General features: G+C 57.4%; 19 protein-coding genes. 18 read left to right on the top strand and 1 reads right to left on the bottom strand.

Translation table 11 applies throughout. The annotated features are described in order from the left end of the window. Window positions 1–4: 4 nt before the first annotated feature. The 7 genes from ACSQ3H_RS18520 to ACSQ3H_RS18490 all read left to right on the top strand — a co-directional run bounded on the left by ACSQ3H_RS18520 (window position 5) and on the right by ACSQ3H_RS18490 (window position 5,001). Window positions 5–430 carry a hypothetical protein gene (locus tag ACSQ3H_RS18520; RefSeq protein WP_436118387.1) on the top strand — a complete coding sequence of 142 codons (426 nt, stop codon included), beginning with the start codon at window positions 5–7 and terminating at the stop codon, window positions 428–430. A gap of 82 nt (window positions 431–512) precedes the next feature. After that, on the top strand, window positions 513–743 hold the full coding sequence (locus ACSQ3H_RS18515; RefSeq protein ID WP_436118386.1) for a hypothetical protein: 231 nt from the start codon (window positions 513–515) through the stop codon (window positions 741–743). Further along, window positions 740–2,182 carry a TolC family protein gene (locus ACSQ3H_RS18510; RefSeq protein ID WP_436118385.1) on the top strand — a complete coding sequence of 481 codons (1,443 nt, stop codon included), beginning with the start codon at window positions 740–742 and terminating at the stop codon, window positions 2,180–2,182. The genes ACSQ3H_RS18515 and ACSQ3H_RS18510 overlap by 4 nt, the downstream gene beginning before the upstream one ends. Window positions 2,183–2,196: 14 nt before the next feature. After that, window positions 2,197–3,558 carry a multicopper oxidase family protein gene (locus ACSQ3H_RS18505; protein ID WP_436119493.1) on the top strand — a complete coding sequence of 454 codons (1,362 nt, stop codon included), beginning with the start codon at window positions 2,197–2,199 and terminating at the stop codon, window positions 3,556–3,558. A 36-nt stretch (window positions 3,559–3,594) separates the two neighbouring features. Then, entirely contained in the window at window positions 3,595–4,077 is a 483-nt protein-coding gene (locus ACSQ3H_RS18500) for a cupredoxin domain-containing protein (RefSeq protein WP_436118384.1), read from the top strand. Between the two features lie 38 nt (window positions 4,078–4,115). Beyond that, on the top strand, window positions 4,116–4,400 hold the full coding sequence (locus ACSQ3H_RS18495) for a copper-binding protein (protein ID WP_436118383.1): 285 nt from the start codon (window positions 4,116–4,118) through the stop codon (window positions 4,398–4,400). A gap of 391 nt (window positions 4,401–4,791) precedes the next feature. Next, complete coding sequence (locus tag ACSQ3H_RS18490) at window positions 4,792–5,001, top strand: cold-shock protein (RefSeq protein ID WP_436118382.1); 210 nt, start codon at window positions 4,792–4,794, stop codon at window positions 4,999–5,001. Between the two features lie 171 nt (window positions 5,002–5,172). Here ACSQ3H_RS18490 and ACSQ3H_RS18485 read toward each other — a convergent pair whose 3' ends face one another. Then, on the bottom strand, window positions 5,173–5,553 hold the full coding sequence (locus tag ACSQ3H_RS18485; RefSeq protein ID WP_436118381.1) for a VOC family protein: 381 nt from the start codon (window positions 5,551–5,553) through the stop codon (window positions 5,173–5,175). 273 nt (window positions 5,554–5,826) lie between these two features. On the opposite strand from ACSQ3H_RS18485, the gene ACSQ3H_RS18480 reads away from it, so the two are divergent. The 11 genes from ACSQ3H_RS18480 to ACSQ3H_RS18430 all read left to right on the top strand — a co-directional run bounded on the left by ACSQ3H_RS18480 (window position 5,827) and on the right by ACSQ3H_RS18430 (window position 17,124). Then, window positions 5,827–6,615 carry a sulfurtransferase gene (locus ACSQ3H_RS18480; protein ID WP_436118380.1) on the top strand — a complete coding sequence of 263 codons (789 nt, stop codon included), beginning with the start codon at window positions 5,827–5,829 and terminating at the stop codon, window positions 6,613–6,615. Between the two features lie 107 nt (window positions 6,616–6,722). Then, entirely contained in the window at window positions 6,723–9,236 is a 2,514-nt protein-coding gene (locus ACSQ3H_RS18475) for a heavy metal translocating P-type ATPase (RefSeq protein ID WP_436119492.1), read from the top strand. Between the two features lie 12 nt (window positions 9,237–9,248). Next, a complete protein-coding gene (locus ACSQ3H_RS18470) occupies window positions 9,249–10,259 on the top strand; it encodes a 2Fe-2S iron-sulfur cluster-binding protein (RefSeq protein ID WP_436118379.1) in 1,011 nt (336 codons plus the stop codon). A gap of 23 nt (window positions 10,260–10,282) precedes the next feature. After that, window positions 10,283–10,744: a Cu(I)-responsive transcriptional regulator gene (gene cueR / locus ACSQ3H_RS18465; RefSeq protein ID WP_436118378.1), complete on the top strand. Its 462-nt coding sequence runs from the start codon at window positions 10,283–10,285 to the stop codon at window positions 10,742–10,744. A 166-nt stretch (window positions 10,745–10,910) separates the two neighbouring features. Then, window positions 10,911–11,909: a cation diffusion facilitator family transporter gene (locus tag ACSQ3H_RS18460; RefSeq protein WP_436118377.1), complete on the top strand. Its 999-nt coding sequence runs from the start codon at window positions 10,911–10,913 to the stop codon at window positions 11,907–11,909. Window positions 11,910–11,971: 62 nt separating this feature from the next. Beyond that, complete coding sequence (locus ACSQ3H_RS18455) at window positions 11,972–12,604, top strand: hypothetical protein (protein WP_436118376.1); 633 nt, start codon at window positions 11,972–11,974, stop codon at window positions 12,602–12,604. A 63-nt stretch (window positions 12,605–12,667) separates the two neighbouring features. Further along, the gene (locus tag ACSQ3H_RS18450) at window positions 12,668–13,222 is read left to right on the top strand and encodes a GNAT family N-acetyltransferase (RefSeq protein WP_436118375.1); all 555 of its coding nucleotides are present in this window, start codon (window positions 12,668–12,670) and stop codon (window positions 13,220–13,222) included. A 73-nt stretch (window positions 13,223–13,295) separates the two neighbouring features. Further along, window positions 13,296–13,595, top strand: coding sequence for a metal-sensing transcriptional repressor (locus tag ACSQ3H_RS18445; RefSeq protein ID WP_436118374.1), 300 nt, complete (start codon window positions 13,296–13,298; stop codon window positions 13,593–13,595). A 384-nt stretch (window positions 13,596–13,979) separates the two neighbouring features. Continuing rightward, window positions 13,980–15,257: an NAD(P)/FAD-dependent oxidoreductase gene (locus tag ACSQ3H_RS18440; protein ID WP_436118373.1), complete on the top strand. Its 1,278-nt coding sequence runs from the start codon at window positions 13,980–13,982 to the stop codon at window positions 15,255–15,257. 27 nt (window positions 15,258–15,284) lie between these two features. Next, the gene (locus tag ACSQ3H_RS18435; protein WP_436118372.1) at window positions 15,285–16,229 is read left to right on the top strand and encodes an ABC transporter permease; all 945 of its coding nucleotides are present in this window, start codon (window positions 15,285–15,287) and stop codon (window positions 16,227–16,229) included. Beyond that, window positions 16,219–17,124 (top strand): ABC transporter permease, encoded by a 906-nt coding sequence (locus tag ACSQ3H_RS18430; RefSeq protein ID WP_436118371.1) that lies wholly within the window; start codon window positions 16,219–16,221, stop codon window positions 17,122–17,124. The genes ACSQ3H_RS18435 and ACSQ3H_RS18430 overlap by 11 nt, the downstream gene beginning before the upstream one ends. Window positions 17,125–17,137 lie beyond the last annotated feature (13 nt).

Here is a 17,137-nt window from a genome sequence, read left to right as displayed (position 1 = left end):
TATCATGAAAAGGTTCGTGCACCAGTTTTTGGGAAGCCGGGCAGCGCCGTTCAAGGTTCTGCTTGCTCTCGCATTGGTGGTCATGCCCTCGATGCAATTTGCGGCCTACGCCCAAAACAGCATGGACGTTTTCCAGTCCGTCAGCACATCGGAAATGTCTGATGTCGGCCATTCACACATGAACGGCGAGCATGTCACGGATACCGATACGGCACTGTCGGATGTTGATTTGCCCGTAGGGAAGCATTCCGCCAAACATCCGGCCGCTGATACCGATTGCGAAGTCCATTGTTCTCCCCTCGCGGCATTTTTCACAACTTACTACCGGCCGCTGATTATGCCGAAACGCAATTTCGAGCCTGTTCTGCACCCTGTCCTCACTTCGAAGGCATCGTACGAGCAGCCACGCCCTCCAAAACATCTGATCTGATTTTCCCGTCCACCGACGGGTGAACTCTGCGCAGGCTCCGGTCCGCGCGGCTTAAAGACCTCGTTCAAAATCAGGTTAGAACATGAAAATCGCTGCATTACTTGCGGTAGCGTCAACGCTGGTTGGCGCTGGATGCACCACGTCACCACGGCTTGCCGAAATGGCAGCCGAGCCTGCCGCCAATCCGTCATATGCCACGGCACCGGGACACTACCGTTCGGTGCTGGGATCCTACCAGCACCGAACACCCGTCGATCCGAAGAACTGGAGACAGCTTAATGACGACCTTGCGCCGAAGGGAGAGGGCGCATGAGCTGGTCGCTGTTCAGGACGATCCTGGTCATGACAGTTCCGGCGCTGATTTCCGGCTGCGTCACCTCCGCCACCTCGGTTTCCGATCCTGTCGCCGGGTTCAGCACGGTGCAAGCTAGGACGTCCGGCGCGATCGGCAAACAGGCGGTCTGGGCACAATCACAGGGAGAAACCAGGGCACTTGCCGATCGGACTCGCAGTCTCATCTACAAGAAGACAATCGGAGCCGACACCGCTGTCCAGGTCGCGCTCCTGAACAATCGCGGGTTGCAGGCAGCCTACGCCGAGGTGGGACTGTCGGCCGCTGACGTCTGGCAGGAAACGATGCCCGTGAATCCGACGGCGTCCGTCAGCTACAGTTCCATCGGCATCGGCCGCATCATCGAAACGGCGATCACGGGCAACATCCTCGCATTGATGACACAATCCAGACGCGTCAGCGTAGCCGATGCACGTTTCCGCCAAGCGCAATTGAAGGCGGCGCAAGAGACCCTGCGGGTTGCTGCTGACACGCGGCGAGCCTGGATCAATGCCGTGTCGGCATGGGAAACAGTTTCCTATCTCAACCGTTCACAAGCGGCCGCCGATGCTGCGTCGGACCTTGCTCAAAAGCTCGGAGAAACCGGAGCGTTTTCCAAAACCGGGCAAGCGCGAGAACATGTATTCAATGCCGAGCTTACGGGCGAAACCGCTAAGGCGCGTCTGAATGCAAGGCTCGCCAAGGAAGAGCTGACCCGCCTGATGGGGCTGTGGGGGCGGGATGTGGACTACAGCGTCCCTAACGCTCTCCCCGCGTTGCCGAAGGGGCCGAAGAACAAATCCGGTATTGAGGCGGAAGCGCTCAGAAACCGGGTCGATCTTGACGTCGCGAAGCTTGAACTTGAAGCGACCGCGAAATCCTACGGTCTTACCAACGCTACGCGGTACGTCAACGATCTTCAGCTCATGGGCGGCGTGGAAGCGGAGCGCGAAGAGGAAGAAGGCGAGAAGAAGGACGTGGTTTCGGGTGCCGCTGAACTGGAATTCACCATCCCGATCTTCGACACTGGAAAGGCACGCATGAGGAAGGCCGAGCTCTCGTACATGCGGGCGGCAAACCTTCTGGCAGAAAAAGCGGTGAACGCCCGGTCTGAGGTCCGTTCCGCTTACCAGGCGTATCGTTCCAATTATGACATCGCCCGTCATTACCGCAACAGTGTCCTGCCGCTGCGGGCGAAAATCGAGGAAGAGTCGGTGCTCACCTATAACGGCATGATCACCAACACGTTCGAACTCCTGGCCGACACGCGCGCCAAGATCACCTCAAACATCCTGTCCCTCAACGCCAAACGCGAATTCTACCTCGCCGAGGTCAATCTCGGGACTGCCATCTATGGCGGCGGTTCCGGTGGTGGAAGCGGCGAAACCGAAGTAGCTGCGGCGCAGGAGACTGAAGAATGAACAAGGAACCGACAATGCTATCAAGACGCCAACTATTGGGCGCGGGTGCTGTTCTTGCAGGTGCCACCGCCTGGACGAAGACTTCGGCCAAGGGCCTGCCCGACGCCCCGACCATGGAAGCGCCCGAAACCCAGCCGCCGCTCTTTCCGGTTTCGGGTCCGGATTATCAACCTGTCGCCACGATCAATGGCTGGACCTTGCCGCACCGCATGAACAACGGTGTCAAGGAGTTCCATCTGGTGGCGGAACCCGTGGAGCGGGAGTTCGCGCCCGGCATGACGGGTTATCTGTGGGGCTATAACGGCCAGTCGCCGGGCCCGACCATTGAAGCAGTCGAAGGAGACCGCGTCCGTATCTTTGTCACCAATAAGCTGCCCGAACACACGAGCGTGCACTGGCACGGCATGATCTTGCCGTCTGGCATGGACGGTGTGGTCGGACTGACCCAGCCGGGCATCCCGTCGGGAAAGACCTTCGTCTACGAGTTCGATCTCGTGAAGAGCGGCACCTTCATGTACCACCCGCACGCCGACGAGATGGTGCAGATGGCCATGGGCATGATGGGTTTCTTCGTCATCCACCCGAAGGACCCGAAATACATGCGTGTCGACCGGGATTTCGTGTTCCTGCTCAATGCCTACGACATCGACCCCGGCTCTTATGTCCCGCGTGTCATGGAGATGACCGACTTCAACATCTGGAGCTGGAACAGCCGGATCTTCCCGGCGATCGATCCCCTGGTGGTGTCGAAGAATGACCGGGTCCGGGTGCGCGTGGGCAATCTGACGATGACCAATCATCCGATCCACATGCACGGTTATGATTTCGAGGTCACCTGCACCGACGGAGGCTGGGTGCGCCCCGAAGCCCGCTGGCCGGAAGTGTCGATCGACGTCCCCGTCGGTGCCATGCGAGCCTACGAGTTCGACGCCGTCCATGCGGGCGACTGGGCTATCCACTGCCACAAATCACACCACACCATGAACGCGATGGGGCATGACGTGCCAACCTTCATCGGCGTCGACAAATCCAAACTCGCCGACAAGATCCGCAAGGTGCAGCCGGAATATATGCCGATGGGCAACCGCGGCATGGCCGACATGGGCGAAATGGAAATGCCACTGCCCGACAACACGGTGCCGATGATGACGGGGACCGGTCAATTCGGCCCGATCGAGATGGGCGGCATGTTCTCAGTCGTCAAAGTTCGCGAGGGCATTTCGGCCAAGGATTACACGGATCCGGGATGGTACCAGCACCCGAAAGGCACCGTCGCATACGAATGGACTGGTGATCTGCCGGTTCCCGAGAAGGCCACCGGGCCTGAAACCCGCACTCCCGACGCCGCAAAGGACTCCCACGGCCACAAGGGGTGAGGACAACTGCATCAAAACCAAACGGAGAATTGAAGCATGAAAATTCAGACGAAACTGGCATTCGCCCTGATGGCGGCATTTGCCGTCACGCCCGCCGTTGCTGCTGGCAATCATGCCGGAGGGCATGATGTTATGGAAATCGGCAAACCCGGCACCAAGGCAGCCGCAAAACGCACCGTCACCATTTCGATGAAAGAGAAAGCGGACGGCGCGATGGTGTTCGAACCGGCCGTGTTGAAGGTGAAGGAGGGCGAAACCATCCGCCTCAAGTTTAACAATACGGGCGATACCGATCATGAGTTCGTCATGGATCGCCAAGACGGCATCTTGGAACATAAGGCGCTTATGCAGAAATTTCCGGAAATGGAGCACGCCGATCCCAATTCCATCCGCCTTGCCGCTGGCGCAAAAGGAGAAATCATCTGGACCTTCTCCAAGGCGGGCGAAATCAGCTTCGCCTGCCTCATTCCGGGTCACTACGAGTCCGGCATGAAGGGCGACATCACCGTCGCTCCGTAACCAGATCATCAAAACTACATCAACAAAGGAAAACAATCATGAAATCCATCATCAAGACCGCTTTGATCGCATTTGCCGCGGCCGCAATCTCGACTGCCTCAATGGCTGCCGAATTCACCAAAGGCGAGGTGAAGAAAATTGACCTCAAGCAGAAGAAGATCACCATCAAGCATGAGGAACTCAAAGGTTTGGAAATGCCTGCAATGACCATGGTGTTCGTCGTGAGCGACGATGCCCTGCTTGCCAAGGCAAAACAGGGTGCATCGATCGAATTCGTTGCAGAGAAGGTCAACGGCAAGCTCACTGTTACCGACATCAAGTAGGTGACGACGACTGATTGCTGTCCAGCGACCCGGGGGAGTTGCAGGGGCTAGTCACTGATGACGAGACGCCAGCGGCTGCACACAGCCGCTGGCGTTATATTTTTGGAAAGATTGGATTTACCTTACCGCTTCCGACGTCGATTTGAAACGAAAACATCAATCGACGATGTGACATCCACTTCTGATAAGGTCATTCCGCAACCATCCGTCCCAAATTTCAGGCACCTTGAAATTCAATGAGTGCAAGTTCGACATCCGCACCGCGCCGTTGCCTTCTCTGACAAACGCCACAATTGCCCCATCGCATGCAAGGGCGTTACCACTTCCTTAAAACGCGATTGTATTTGCGGCATGCAACGATGTTCTATGTTGGCACAGGAGAGGGTTCATTGTGGCTACTGGTACAGTTAAATGGTTCAATTCGACAAAGGGTTTTGGCTTTATTCAACCTGATGATGGCAGCGCGGATGTGTTTGTCCATATCTCCGCTGTTGAACGCGCAGGCATTCACAACCTTATTGAAGGCCAGAAAATCCACTATGAATTCGTGCATGACAGAAAGTCGGGCAAAATGTCGGCCGATCAATTGAAGGCCGCGTAGTCAGCACCCTGCAATGCCGATGATTCTCCGGGAATAAAAACGCCATAGCGGTCTGCTAAATGGCTCCTCTTATCGGTCTAAGCGGGTGCGCCGACCGTCATTTCGCAGATGCTGATTTATGCAGTTCGGCTTCCGTACCGGTTTTCCGCAGCCGCAATGCTCATCCTGCTTTCAATGTGCTGGTTCGAATAACTCGATTGGATTTCCGGACGGGTCGTCGAGCAATATCTGGCTGCCGCCGACGCCCTTGAGGACTTCGTTCCTGAATGATAGTCCCGCCTTGCGCAGCCGTTCCACTTCTACGTTGATATCGGACACAAGCAGCAAAATTCGGTTCCAGCCACCCGGAATCGGTTGCCGTCCGTCGGGCATTGCCCGCGCACCGGAGCTGGCCTCGCCGCTCAGCAGCAGCCGCAGATTGCCGCGGGTTACCGATGCAAAGGCGGCTCCGGCATCCTGCTGAAGCGTGAAGCCGAGCAAGGTCGTGTAGAATTCAACCGATGCCGGTACGTCCTCGACGATGTAACGGACGCTTACAAACTCTTCCGGCATCTCATTTTCCTCCCTATGCCGAACATCTGTGACACGTCAGAGGAAATCGGATGAGGAGAGAAAGGCTATCCCAAATGCCCCAGACAATCGACATATGATATTGTGTACCGATATCTTGGAAAATACGTTCCTGACTATTGTCAGTCAATTTGCTTGCATGGGTATGCCCCGGTTTGCCAAAAGAACAGCATCTTTTTCCCATCATTGCCCTTGCTGCCGTGCCATCGAACACCGACTTTAATGACAGCGTATGCTTTAGAGGAGGCGAGACCAATGCGGCAGGATCCCGTAGTCGAAATCAAGGATGTCGGTGGCCTGTCAAATGTTCTGCTGCTTGATGTCAGGGACAAGTCGGCGTTCGATGCCGCACACGCAGACGGTGCTGTTCGTGTCCCGGTCGAGCTATGGGTTGATGCAGCCAGGGACAGCCAGATTTCATTTGCAGAGGTCGGGTTCTGGCAACAGCAAATCAGCGATCTCGGAGTGAAGGCAAGCACCTCCGCGGTCATCTTTGACGACGGGCGGCTGACCGAAGCAGCACGGGTATGGTTCATTCTGCAATATTTCGGTGCAACCGCCTATGTGCTGAATGGCGGCTGGGATGCCGTTAAAGGCCGTGGGATCGCCAAACATGAAACGCAATCCGGAACACAGAGCCCGTTCGTCGCGAAACCGGGATCAGGCAAAGTCGGTCTAATCGAGCGTGAGGTCCTCAAGGACGAGATTGGCAATGGGGCCGTTATTTTCGATGCGCGCACGCAAGCGGAGTTTGATGGGCTGGACTTGAAAAACAACGTCCGCGGTGGTCACTTGCCCGGTGCACGGCTTATTTCCCATTCCGATCTGCTTGAGGGCAAGCGGCTGAAGCCAGCCGCGACCTTACGCCGTCTCATCGATGATGCTGGTTTTCGGCCCGGCGATCATATCGTTACACACTGCGACGGCGGCGGCCGTGCTGCGCTGGCGGCTGTAGCGGCTGTAAGGGCGGGTTATCCCGGAATTCGGGTGTATTACCTGAGTTTTGCCGATTGGGCGAAGGACGAAAGCTGCCCCGTCGTCTAGTCAGCTACCGTGAATTTTGAAAATTGTCGCATTGAACGGTCTTGACCTTACCACGATGGGAAGCCCTATCTTCCTGGTAACAGGATAAAACGAGGTCTTCCATGAGTATGTCAGACGTTCAAATTCGACCCAACCACCAGATTGAAATTGAAGGCATGACATGCGCCTCATGTGTCGGCCGGGTGGAAAAAGCCATCGCCAATGTGCCCGGCGTCGCCAAGGCTTCGGTCAATCTCGCAACGGAGCGGGCTGATGTTGCTTTTTCCGGTGCGCCCGATGTTCCCGCTGTGGTCAATGCGATCCGGAACGCGGGCTATGAGGTCGGCGAGAAAACAATAGAACTCGACATTGAGGGCATGACCTGTGCATCTTGCGTCGGCCGGGTCGAGAAGGCCCTGAAGACCATCTCTGGCGTGACGAGCGCCAGTGTCAATCTGGCGACGGAACGGGCGACAGTCCGGGTCGCTGCCGGGAGTGCGACCGCTTCCCGTTTGGCAGAAGCCATCAAGGCTGCAGGCTACACGGCAAGTGAGGTTGCAACAGGCAAGGCGGAAGACGGTGAGCGTGACAGGCGCGAAGCCGAATTGCGCAGCCTGAAAATCAGCGTGGGTGCCGCTGCTATCTTGACTATCCCGGTGTTTATCCTGGAAATGGGATCCCATTTGGTACCTGCCATCCATGGATTCGTCATGGAAACAGTCGGTATGCGGGAAAGCTGGTATCTCCAGTTCCTGTTGACCACGCTGGTGCTCTTCGGTCCCGGTTTGCGTTTCTTCAAGAAAGGCATACCTGCGCTTTTGCGGTTGGCACCCGACATGAATTCGCTCGTGGTGCTCGGTACGACGGCTGCCTGGGGCTTCTCGGTCATAGCCACATTTGCACCCCAGTTTTTGCCACGAGGTACAGCCAACGTCTATTACGAGGCCGCCGCGGTTATCGCGACGCTCATCCTGCTCGGCCGTTTTCTTGAAGCTAGGGCCAAGGGCCGTACAAGCGAGGCGATAAAACGGCTTCTCGGACTGCAGGCGAAGTCGGCGCGTGTTCTGCGCAATGGCGAGGCTGTTGACGTGCCCCTTCAGGAAGTACAGACCGGTGATGTGATCATTGTCCGTCCCGGCGAAAAAATCCCGGTCGACGGAGAAGTGATCGAGGGCTCATCTTACGTCGATGAATCGATGATTACCGGCGAACCCGTGCCCGTTACCAAGGCTGCCGGTTCGGAAGTTGTCGGCGGCACAGTCAACAAGAACGGCTCCTTCACATTCCGGGCCACGAAGGTTGGCAGCGACACGCTGATTGCCCAGATCATTCGTATGGTCGAAGAGGCCCAGGCCGACAAGCTGCCGATTCAGGCAATGGTGGACAGGGTAACAAACTGGTTCGTGCCTGCCGTCATGCTTGCCGCTGCTGCGACATTCACTGTCTGGGTCATTTTCGGCCCGGATCCTGCATTGTCCTTTGCCCTGGTGAATGCGGTCGCCGTTCTTATCATCGCGTGCCCCTGTGCGATGGGGCTTGCAACACCGACTTCGATCATGGTGGGCACCGGACGTGCTGCCGAGATGGGCGTGCTCTTCCGGCGCGGCGATGCCTTGCAGACGCTGCGGGATGCCGAGATCATCGCCGTCGACAAGACCGGGACGCTGACACTCGGCAAGCCGACGCTTGCCCACTTCAAGACAGTCGAAGGTTTCGGCCGCGACGAAATCTTGAGCCTCGTCGCCTCGCTCGAAGCACGCTCGGAACATCCGATAGCCGAAGCCATCGTCGAAGCCGCAAAACGCGAGGGTCTGCGGCTGGTCTCCGCCGACAATTTTGAAGCGACACCCGGTTTTGGTGTTGCGGCTATGATTGCCGGACGAAAGGTAGAAGTGGGTGCCGACCGTTTCATGGTAAGGCTTGGCCATAGCGTGGCGGTCTTTGCCAGCGATGCAGAACGTTTCGGCCGGGAAGGGCAGTCACCGCTCTATGCTGCCATCGACGGCAGGCTTGCAGCGATCATCACTGTTGCAGACCCGATCAAGCCGACGACGCCGGAAGCGATCGCCGCCTTGCATGCCCTGGGCCTTAGGGTCGCGATGATAACCGGCGACAACCGCCGCACCGCGGAAGCTATCGCGCAGCGTCTGGGTATCGATGAAGTCGTGGCGGAAGTTCTGCCTGACGGGAAGGTCGAGGCCGTCAAACGGCTGGCGTCCGGCGGACAGCGCGTTGCCTTTGTCGGCGACGGTATCAATGACGCTCCGGCGCTCGCCGCTGCGGATGTCGGCCTCGCCATTGGCACCGGTACGGACGTGGCCATCGAAAGTGCCGACGTGGTGCTGATATCCGGCGACCTGCGCGGTGTCGTGAATGCCATAGCATTGTCGAAGGCGACAATCCGCAACATCGGTCAGAACCTGTTTTGGGCCTTTGCTTATAACGCAGCGCTCATTCCGGTGGCGGCCGGAGCCCTCTATCCGGTCAATGGCGTTCTGTTGTCGCCGGTTCTTGCAGCGGGGGCCATGGCGCTGTCGAGCGTGTTCGTGCTGACCAATGCACTCCGTCTGAAGAGCTTCCGCCCGCCGCTTCAGGACAAGGTCGATACGCAGCCTGCGGGCGTGTTCGCCGTTGCGAAATAGGGGCTGAATGCGATGACCACCATGAAGACAGTTTACCTGCCACAGATTGGGCGAGGGATTACCGTGCGGGAAGGGGAAACTATCCTGCAGGCCGCTCTCGCCGCTGGGATTTCCTATCCGCATGGCTGCCGGATGGGCCGATGCGGCGCATGCAAGTCACGTCTCGTTGCCGGAGAAGTTGATCTTCTCAAACATACGCCCTTCTCCTTGACGGAAGAGGAGAAGGCAGAAGGATTGACGCTCGCCTGCCGCGCCATGCCCAGGAGCGAAGTGACCATCAGTTGGCTCGATGGTGCTGACGAAATTGCAGATATTCCAGCAGGCAGCTTTGAAGGCGTGATCGCCGAAGCAGTCGATGCAACACACGATATAAAGATGGTTCGGGTCAAAATCAGAAACCGCAGTCAATTCGACTTCAGGGCTGGGCAATATGTGCGTTTGCTCTATCCGGGAAGCCCGCCACGCGATTATTCCATCGCCAGCCGCCCCGATGCTGATCTGATCGAATTCCACGTCCGGCATGTAGCGGGTGGCGCAACCAGCGCCCGCATCTTTGCCCATGCGACCGCGGGAGATACAATCACTATCGAGGGTCCTTACGGTTCCTCCTTCTTGCGCGAAAAACACCGGGGACCCATTCTCGGCATAGCGGGTGGTTCAGGGCTTGCGCCGGTCAAGGCCGTTGCTGAAACGGCACTTGCCAGAAACATGGGGCAGCCGATCCATGTCTATTTTGGCGCGAGGGCATCGCGTGACCTGTATATGATCGAGCACTTTCGCGAATTGACCCTGCTGCATGGCAATCTCAGCTTCGTTCCGGTTTTGTCGGAGGAAACGCAGTCGGGAAGGCGCAGCGGTCATGTTGGAGCGGTTGTCGCGGAGGATTTCAACGACCTTGATGGCTGGAAAGCCTATCTTGCCGGACCGCCCGCCATGATCGATGCTACAACGCCGCTGTTGATTGAGCGGGGTATTCGCGCCGCGGACATTCATGCAGACGTTTTCTTTACGCCGGAACGATAGTCGAACTGACAGGAGCAGGATTTATGAACATTGGTGAAGCGGCTGCCGCATCGGGTGTTTCCGCGAAGATGATCCGCCACTATGAGTCGATCGGTCTGATCAAATCGGCGGATCGTACCGGCTCGGGTTACCGTGTCTACTCGGGCAATGATCTTGAGACATTGCGGTTCATCCGGCGCGGGCGCGATCTCGGATTTTCAATCGAGCAGATCCGCCAGCTTCTGGCATTGTGGCGTGACCGAAGCCGTGCCTCGTCCGATGTTAAGCGCATTGCGCTGGAACATGTCGAAGAGCTGGAAGCAAAGATGCGTCAGCTTCGGGAAATGGCCAATACGCTGCGCCACCTCGCAACACACTGCCACGGCGATGGCCGGCCCGACTGCCCGATCATTCGCGATCTCGCTCACCCTGATGCCGACGATTTCGCGCCGGCGGTTGCAGCATCCAAACGCTCTGGTGCGCTGAAAGGTACGTTGGCTGGCTGACGGCATCGCTGGGCCGACGGGCGCAGCGATTGCACCGCCACACATTCTGTTTTCACCTGCAAACCAGAATATTGTGCTGATAAATCGATCGAAATCGCGTTGACATATCCCCTCCAGGGGGATGGTATAGGTGGAGCTAAGAGACAAAACTCCAGAGGAGAACGCAATGATCAAATCAGCGCTTGTTTGGATGGGCTTCGCGCCTGATCCGGGCTTTGCCCATTCGGGTGCCCACAGCCATGGGCACGGGCATTCCCATGGGGATGGTGATCATGGCCACACGCACGGGGTCATCGATGCAACAATCGCGTCAACCAGCAAGGGACTCTGGGCTATCAAGTGGTCGTTCATTATCTTGATGGTCACCACCATCGCACAGGTCGCCATCGTCTATCTGACAGGTAGCGTGGCGCTTCTCGCCGATACAATCCACAATTTCGGCGATGCCGCGACGGCGATCCCGCTCGGCATTGCATTTCTCTTCGCCCGCAAGGCTGCCACTCGCACCTTCAACTATGGATTGAACCGTGTCGAAGATCTCGCAGGTGTGGTGATCGTGGGGTTGATCCTGTTCAGCGCGCTCTATGCCGGTTACGTATCGATTGAACGTCTGTTCAACCCGCAGCCGATCGAGATGATTGGCGTTCTCGTCATGGCAGGGATTATTGGCTTTCTCGGCAATGAAGCCGTTGCGGTGTTTCGTATCCGTGTCGGCCGCCAGATCAATAGTGCTGCACTGATCGCGGACGGCTACCATGCCCGTGTCGATGGCTTCGGGAGTCTGGCCGTCGTCATAGGGGCGGTTGGAGTCTGGCTTGGTTTCCCGCTTGCGGATCCGATCGTCGGCCTGATCATCACGTTCCTGATCTTCGGTATTGTCTGGCAATCCGCCCGTGCTGTTTTCACTCGCATGCTCGATGGCGTGGAACCGGGCGTTCTCGATGAGATCACGCATACCGCCGAGCACGTTCCGGGCATTGTCAGCGTGCTCGACGTCAAGGCACGCTGGCTCGGCCACAAGCTGCGCGCAGATATCGACATTGCCATGGATCCTGATCTGCCGGTTGCCGCTGCCGACAGGGTGGCGAACCACTACGAGCGTGAATTGAAGGGGCATCTGCCCGCACTGAACGCGGTCCAGATCAGGGTTCGTTCGGCGGCGTGAGCTGCGCTCGCAGATACTGGAAAACATCTCTATCGACAAAACAACAGTTGAGGATTGGAACAATGACGCAGAGCATTCATATGGGGCATGGTCAGATGGTCGACATTATCGACCTCGGCAACCGACACTGGGAACTTGCTTTCAGCGAGGCAGGCAAGCCTGACTACAAGGCCCCGCCGCTCGAAGAAATCATGGTTGATGTTATCGATGACGGTGGTGCGGTCCATTCCCTATCGGTGGCGAAGGGATCGAAGGTGTCCACCGTCGTTGTGACTGGCGATGTCGAGCGCGCTCGCCGCGTGCGCATCATGGTCTTGCATGGTAGCCACTTTCATACCCGTGAAGCGGTTGTGCCCGGTGCGGCACCGCTAGAAGCGAAGGTTGGTACAATCGGCAATTCTGTCATTCCGCTTGGCGGGGGAGCAGAGGTCGAGGTCACCCGGTCCGGGCCAGGGCGTTGGTTGCTGAAATGGCATCAGGATGGCGTTGCGACGAAAGCGATATCCGAAGAAAAGATCGAGGTTGAAGCCATTGGACCCAAGGCGGAGGACTACCAGGTGCGTCAGCTTCTGCTCATGCCCGGTCCAGACCAGTCAACGCTGATCGCCAGCGGCAAGGTCGATGATGCGACTCATATCCGGGTAATCGTCAAAGACGATACCGGAACGGTGAAGCGCAGCCTTCCTGTTCTTTGACCCTGTCCAGTGGAATGGCCCACCGTGGGATCGCCGCGGTGGGCGCTGCGAGGGAGAGAAATCATGCAGTTACCCGAGAACTTTACGCTTTCACGCCTTTCCGGTTCAGCAACGCCAGCCCACGCTGCCGCCCGCAAGTTTTGCCTTGATACGATCAAAGAGTTCTATGGTTTCGACTATAATCCCAATTGGCATCTCGACATCGATACCTTGCTCCTTTCCGAATCGGAAAATCACTATGCGCAGCCCAATCGCGGTGCATTCTGGATTGTCGAGAACGGGGAAGGTGAATTGGTCGCGACGGTTGGCGTTCGCGGCCTGTGGTTCAAGCCGGCGATTGTCGATACTTTTCGCGATCGTTACCCGGAGCCGGACAAAATCGGTTCGCTCTGGCGGCTGTACGTACGCAAAGATCAGCGCGGATATGGGCTTGGCACGAAGCTCAACCGGCTGGTCGAGGAGGAGTCGCTGAAGCTCGGCTATACGACCATGTATCTTCATGCTTCAAGCGATGCTGTGGCTACCATCGGTTTCTGGAGATCGGTTGGTTACGAGAACATCGGCGAATGGGACTTCAGCACGCATTTCGACAAGAAGCTGCAACTGGTGGACGCCTGACACTACACTTTTGCCCCGTCGTCGCGTATCAAGAGAATTAGGAAAGAGACTGGCCATGCTCTTGGAGACCACCATGACAGATCAAGCAGCTCCGGCGCAGGAACATCACATTCATGAGCATCATGCTGACATTGCGAAACGGCTGAAACGAGCGATCGGTCATCTGCGCAGCGTGGTGGATATGATCGAAAGCAATCGGGCGTGCGTTGATATCGCTCAACAGCTCCATGCTGTCGAAAAAGCCATCAGCCAGGCGAAGCGCACATTGATCCAGGATCATCTCGATCATTGCCTTGAAGAAACCGTCGGAGCCCTGCCGAAGGCACAGCGCAAACCTATCGACGAATTCAAGGAAATTACCAAGTATCTCTGACCTTCTTCCTGGGACAGGACTAATCGCCAGTCGGAGCCTATCTAGCCTCCGCTGCCAAATCTCATTCTTCCCGAAAATTGAGTTTTGCCTTGCCCATGCCGTGCGAGTGGCTCTCGGCACCGCCCGAATTTGCCTTATTTGTCCAGCAGATTCTGCTTCTGCGCGCGAACGATTTGCCTAATAATTGCGTTCTTCATGCATATGCCTAAAATACCCTCAATAAAGCGTATCGTGTAACATTAGGATTGTTGACAATCCTAAAACTTCTGACACCATCACTATCAGACATAGGCTGGGATCGGATTTGGCGGTTCTTCCCGAAGAAGATGAACCAAAAATTCTGCGTCTGGATCTCTGAGTGCAGGCATGATGGAAAGTGACGCAATGAAATTCCAATCCTATTGGCTGGACACCGTTCCTCCGTTCGCAGCCGCCACCAGTGGCGACCTCACCGGCCGGGCGGATGTTGCGGTCATTGGTGGTGGCTTCACCGGACTTGCGGCGGCGCTCAGTTTTGCCAAAAAGGGTGCTGACGTTGTCCTGATCGAAGCCGGGCAGGTCGGCAGCGGCGCGTCAGGGCGCAATGGCGGTCAGTGCAACAATGGCGTTGCAATCGATTATGCCGGCGCGGTCGCCCGGTTCGGTCGCGACACGGCCCGCTCGTTCTATCGCGCCTATGATGCGGCTGTGGACACGGTTGAGCGTTTCGTCACCGAAGAAGCGATTGATTGCGACTTCCGGCGAACCGGCAAGATCAAGCTCGCCGCCAAACCCGAGCATTATGAGAAGCTGGCCCGGACATACGAAATTCTCTCGCGGGATGTTGACCAGGATACGCAACTCGTCAGTCGTGACAGGCTTCATTCGGAAGTCGGAACGGACCGTTATTTCGGCGGATTGGCCTTCACCAAGAGCGCCGGGATGCATATGGGAAAGTTCGCACAGGGATTGGCATCTGCCGCGGTTCGCCATGGTGCCAGGGTTTATGAGAAAGCCCCAGTTGTTAAGCTTAGGCGCATCTCCGGCTACCAACACGAGGTAGTCACGACGGAAGGATCAATTCGCGCTTCGCAGGTGTTGCTGGCAACCGGCACGTCGATTGCTGGCCCGTTCGCCCGCTTCCGCCGCCGCATCATTCCCATCGGCAGTTTCATCATTGTGACCGAGCCACTTCCGCTCTCCCTCATTGACGAGATCATGCCAACGCGGCGCATGGCGACGGATTCCAAGAATGTTGGGAGCTATTTCCGGATCACACCTGATAACCGGTTGCTGTTCGGGGGGCGGGCTCGGTTCGCTATGTCAAGTCCGTCTTCGGACGCCAAGAGCGGCAAGATCCTCGAGAAGACGATGATATCCGTTTTCCCGCAGCTGACGGGCGTGCGCATCGACTACTGCTGGGGCGGCCTGGTTGATATGACAGCGGATCGTCTGCCCCGTGCCGGCGAGCATAACGGTCTGTTCTATTCGATGGGCTATAGCGGCCACGGCACACAAATGTCGACACATATGGGATCGGTCATGGCCGACGTCATGAGCGGTCAGCATGACGCAAACGTCTGGCGCTCGCTCGATTGGCCCGCCATTCCGGGGCATTTTGGCAAGCCATGGTTCCTGCCCTTTGTCGGTGCCTATTACCGGCTGCAGGATCTATTGCATTAGAAACAATTGCGGAGAAAGGACAAGGATATGTGGATACAGATACTGCAACGCTTCCTCATACTATGTCTGATGCTGGCAATTGTTTCTGTCATCGCATTCCTCTTGCCCTATATGACAGGCGGCGATCCTGCCCGTACCATCCTTTTCTCGCGCATGCGGGACACGGCACTCGATCCGCAAGCGGTTGAAGCCTTGCGCGTGAGCTTGGGGCTCGATCGCCCGCTTTACGTCCAGTATTTCGCCTGGCTGGGAAGCGCATTGCGCGGCGATCTGGGTTTCTCCTTCACGAGTAGCCAGCCTGTCGCGGCGGAACTGGCGCGCGCGCTTGGCGTGTCAATTACATTGGCGATGACTGCGCTTGCAATTGCGGTCACCGTTGCGTTGCCGCTCGGGACACTGGCGGCCATGCGGCCGGGCGGCAGGCTCGATAATTTCACCACGCTGATGATTCAGACTTTTGTTGCTACGCCCGAGTACTGGTTCGCACCAATGTCTGCGCTGGTCTTTGCGCTTTACCTGGGCTGGTTGCCATCGGCCGGGTGGGAAAGCTGGCGGTCGCTGGTCCTTCCAGCGCTGACGCTGACGCTGCGGCCGCTTGCCTATTTTACGCAGGTTACGCGGGCAGCGATGACTGACGTCTTGCGAGCACCCTACATAACCGCCGCACGCAGCCGGGGACTCGGCATGCACGGCACGGTGATGCGTCACGGGATTCGCAATGGTTCATTGCCGGTTGTCACATTCTTCGCCCTTTGGCTGGCAGGTCTGCTCGGCGGCTCGGTCGTAGTGGAAGTGATCTTTGCCGTACCCGGCATGGGGCGGCTTCTTTACGACGCAGTGATCAACCGCGATATCCCGATGCTGCAGGGCGGGTTTGTCTGCATCGTCGCTCTGTCGATCCTGATCAACACGCTCGCCGATGGCCTCTATGTCCTGATCAATCCAGCAATGCGGGGACGCCATGACCATTAGCCATTATTCAGAAACGTCCCCCGTGGCAGCCGCGATCTATCAGCGCAAGCGACCATCTGCAGTCAGCGGAATTATCGGATTCATCAAGCGACGGCATTGGACCTTCTTCGTTGGATCGGCAATCTTTTTCATCATTCTTGCAACGTTGCTGGTCGCACCCTGGATATCGCCCTTTGATCCCGCCCAGCAGAGCCTGCGCCTGAGGCTAAACGCGCCAAGCGCCGCCCACTTGCTGGGAACCGATCATCTGGGCCGCGACCTGTTGAGCCGCGTTTTGATTGGCGGGCGCTTTACCGTCACGATTGCTGCGGTCACGGTCGTCCTGTCGGTAGTGATCGGAACATTCATCGGCATTGTCAGCGGGCGCAGCCGCGGCCTCATCGATGAGGTTCTCATGCGCATCGTCGATCTGCTCATCTCGATCCCGGATGTGGTCATCGCGATCTTCCTGGTTGCAATTTTCGGCCCAGGCTACGGAACGCTGATCGCGTCGCTGACGATAGTCGGTTGGACGCCGTTCGCTCGCTTGGCACGGGGGCTGACGCTGTCAATCAATTCGCAGGAATATATCCGTGCCGCGGAAGTGCTCGGCTGCACCAGACGCTTCATCATTTTCCGGCATGTCATACCCAACACGATCCGCCCAATAGCTGCCGTGGCTTTTTTGCGCTTCGGCCACAAGCTGATCACTGTTGGCGGATTGTCGTTTCTCGGTCTCGGCGTGCAGCCGCCGGCGGCCGATTGGGCGCTGATGCTGGCCGACGCGCAGGCCTATGCCGAGCGCATGCCCATCCTGGTCATAGCGCCGGGTCTGGCAATTTTCTTGTCGGCCCTGAGCGTGACATGGATCGGTCACGGGCTGAACATCGACACCAAGAAATCAGGCGGTCATTGAATCAGGCGAGGAG

This window comes from Phyllobacterium sp. LjRoot231 (genome assembly GCF_964253365.1).
Classification (GTDB): domain Bacteria; phylum Pseudomonadota; class Alphaproteobacteria; order Rhizobiales; family Rhizobiaceae; genus Phyllobacterium.
Note: the sequence above shows the minus strand (reverse complement) of the source record. Positions and strands in the feature narration are given on the sequence as shown.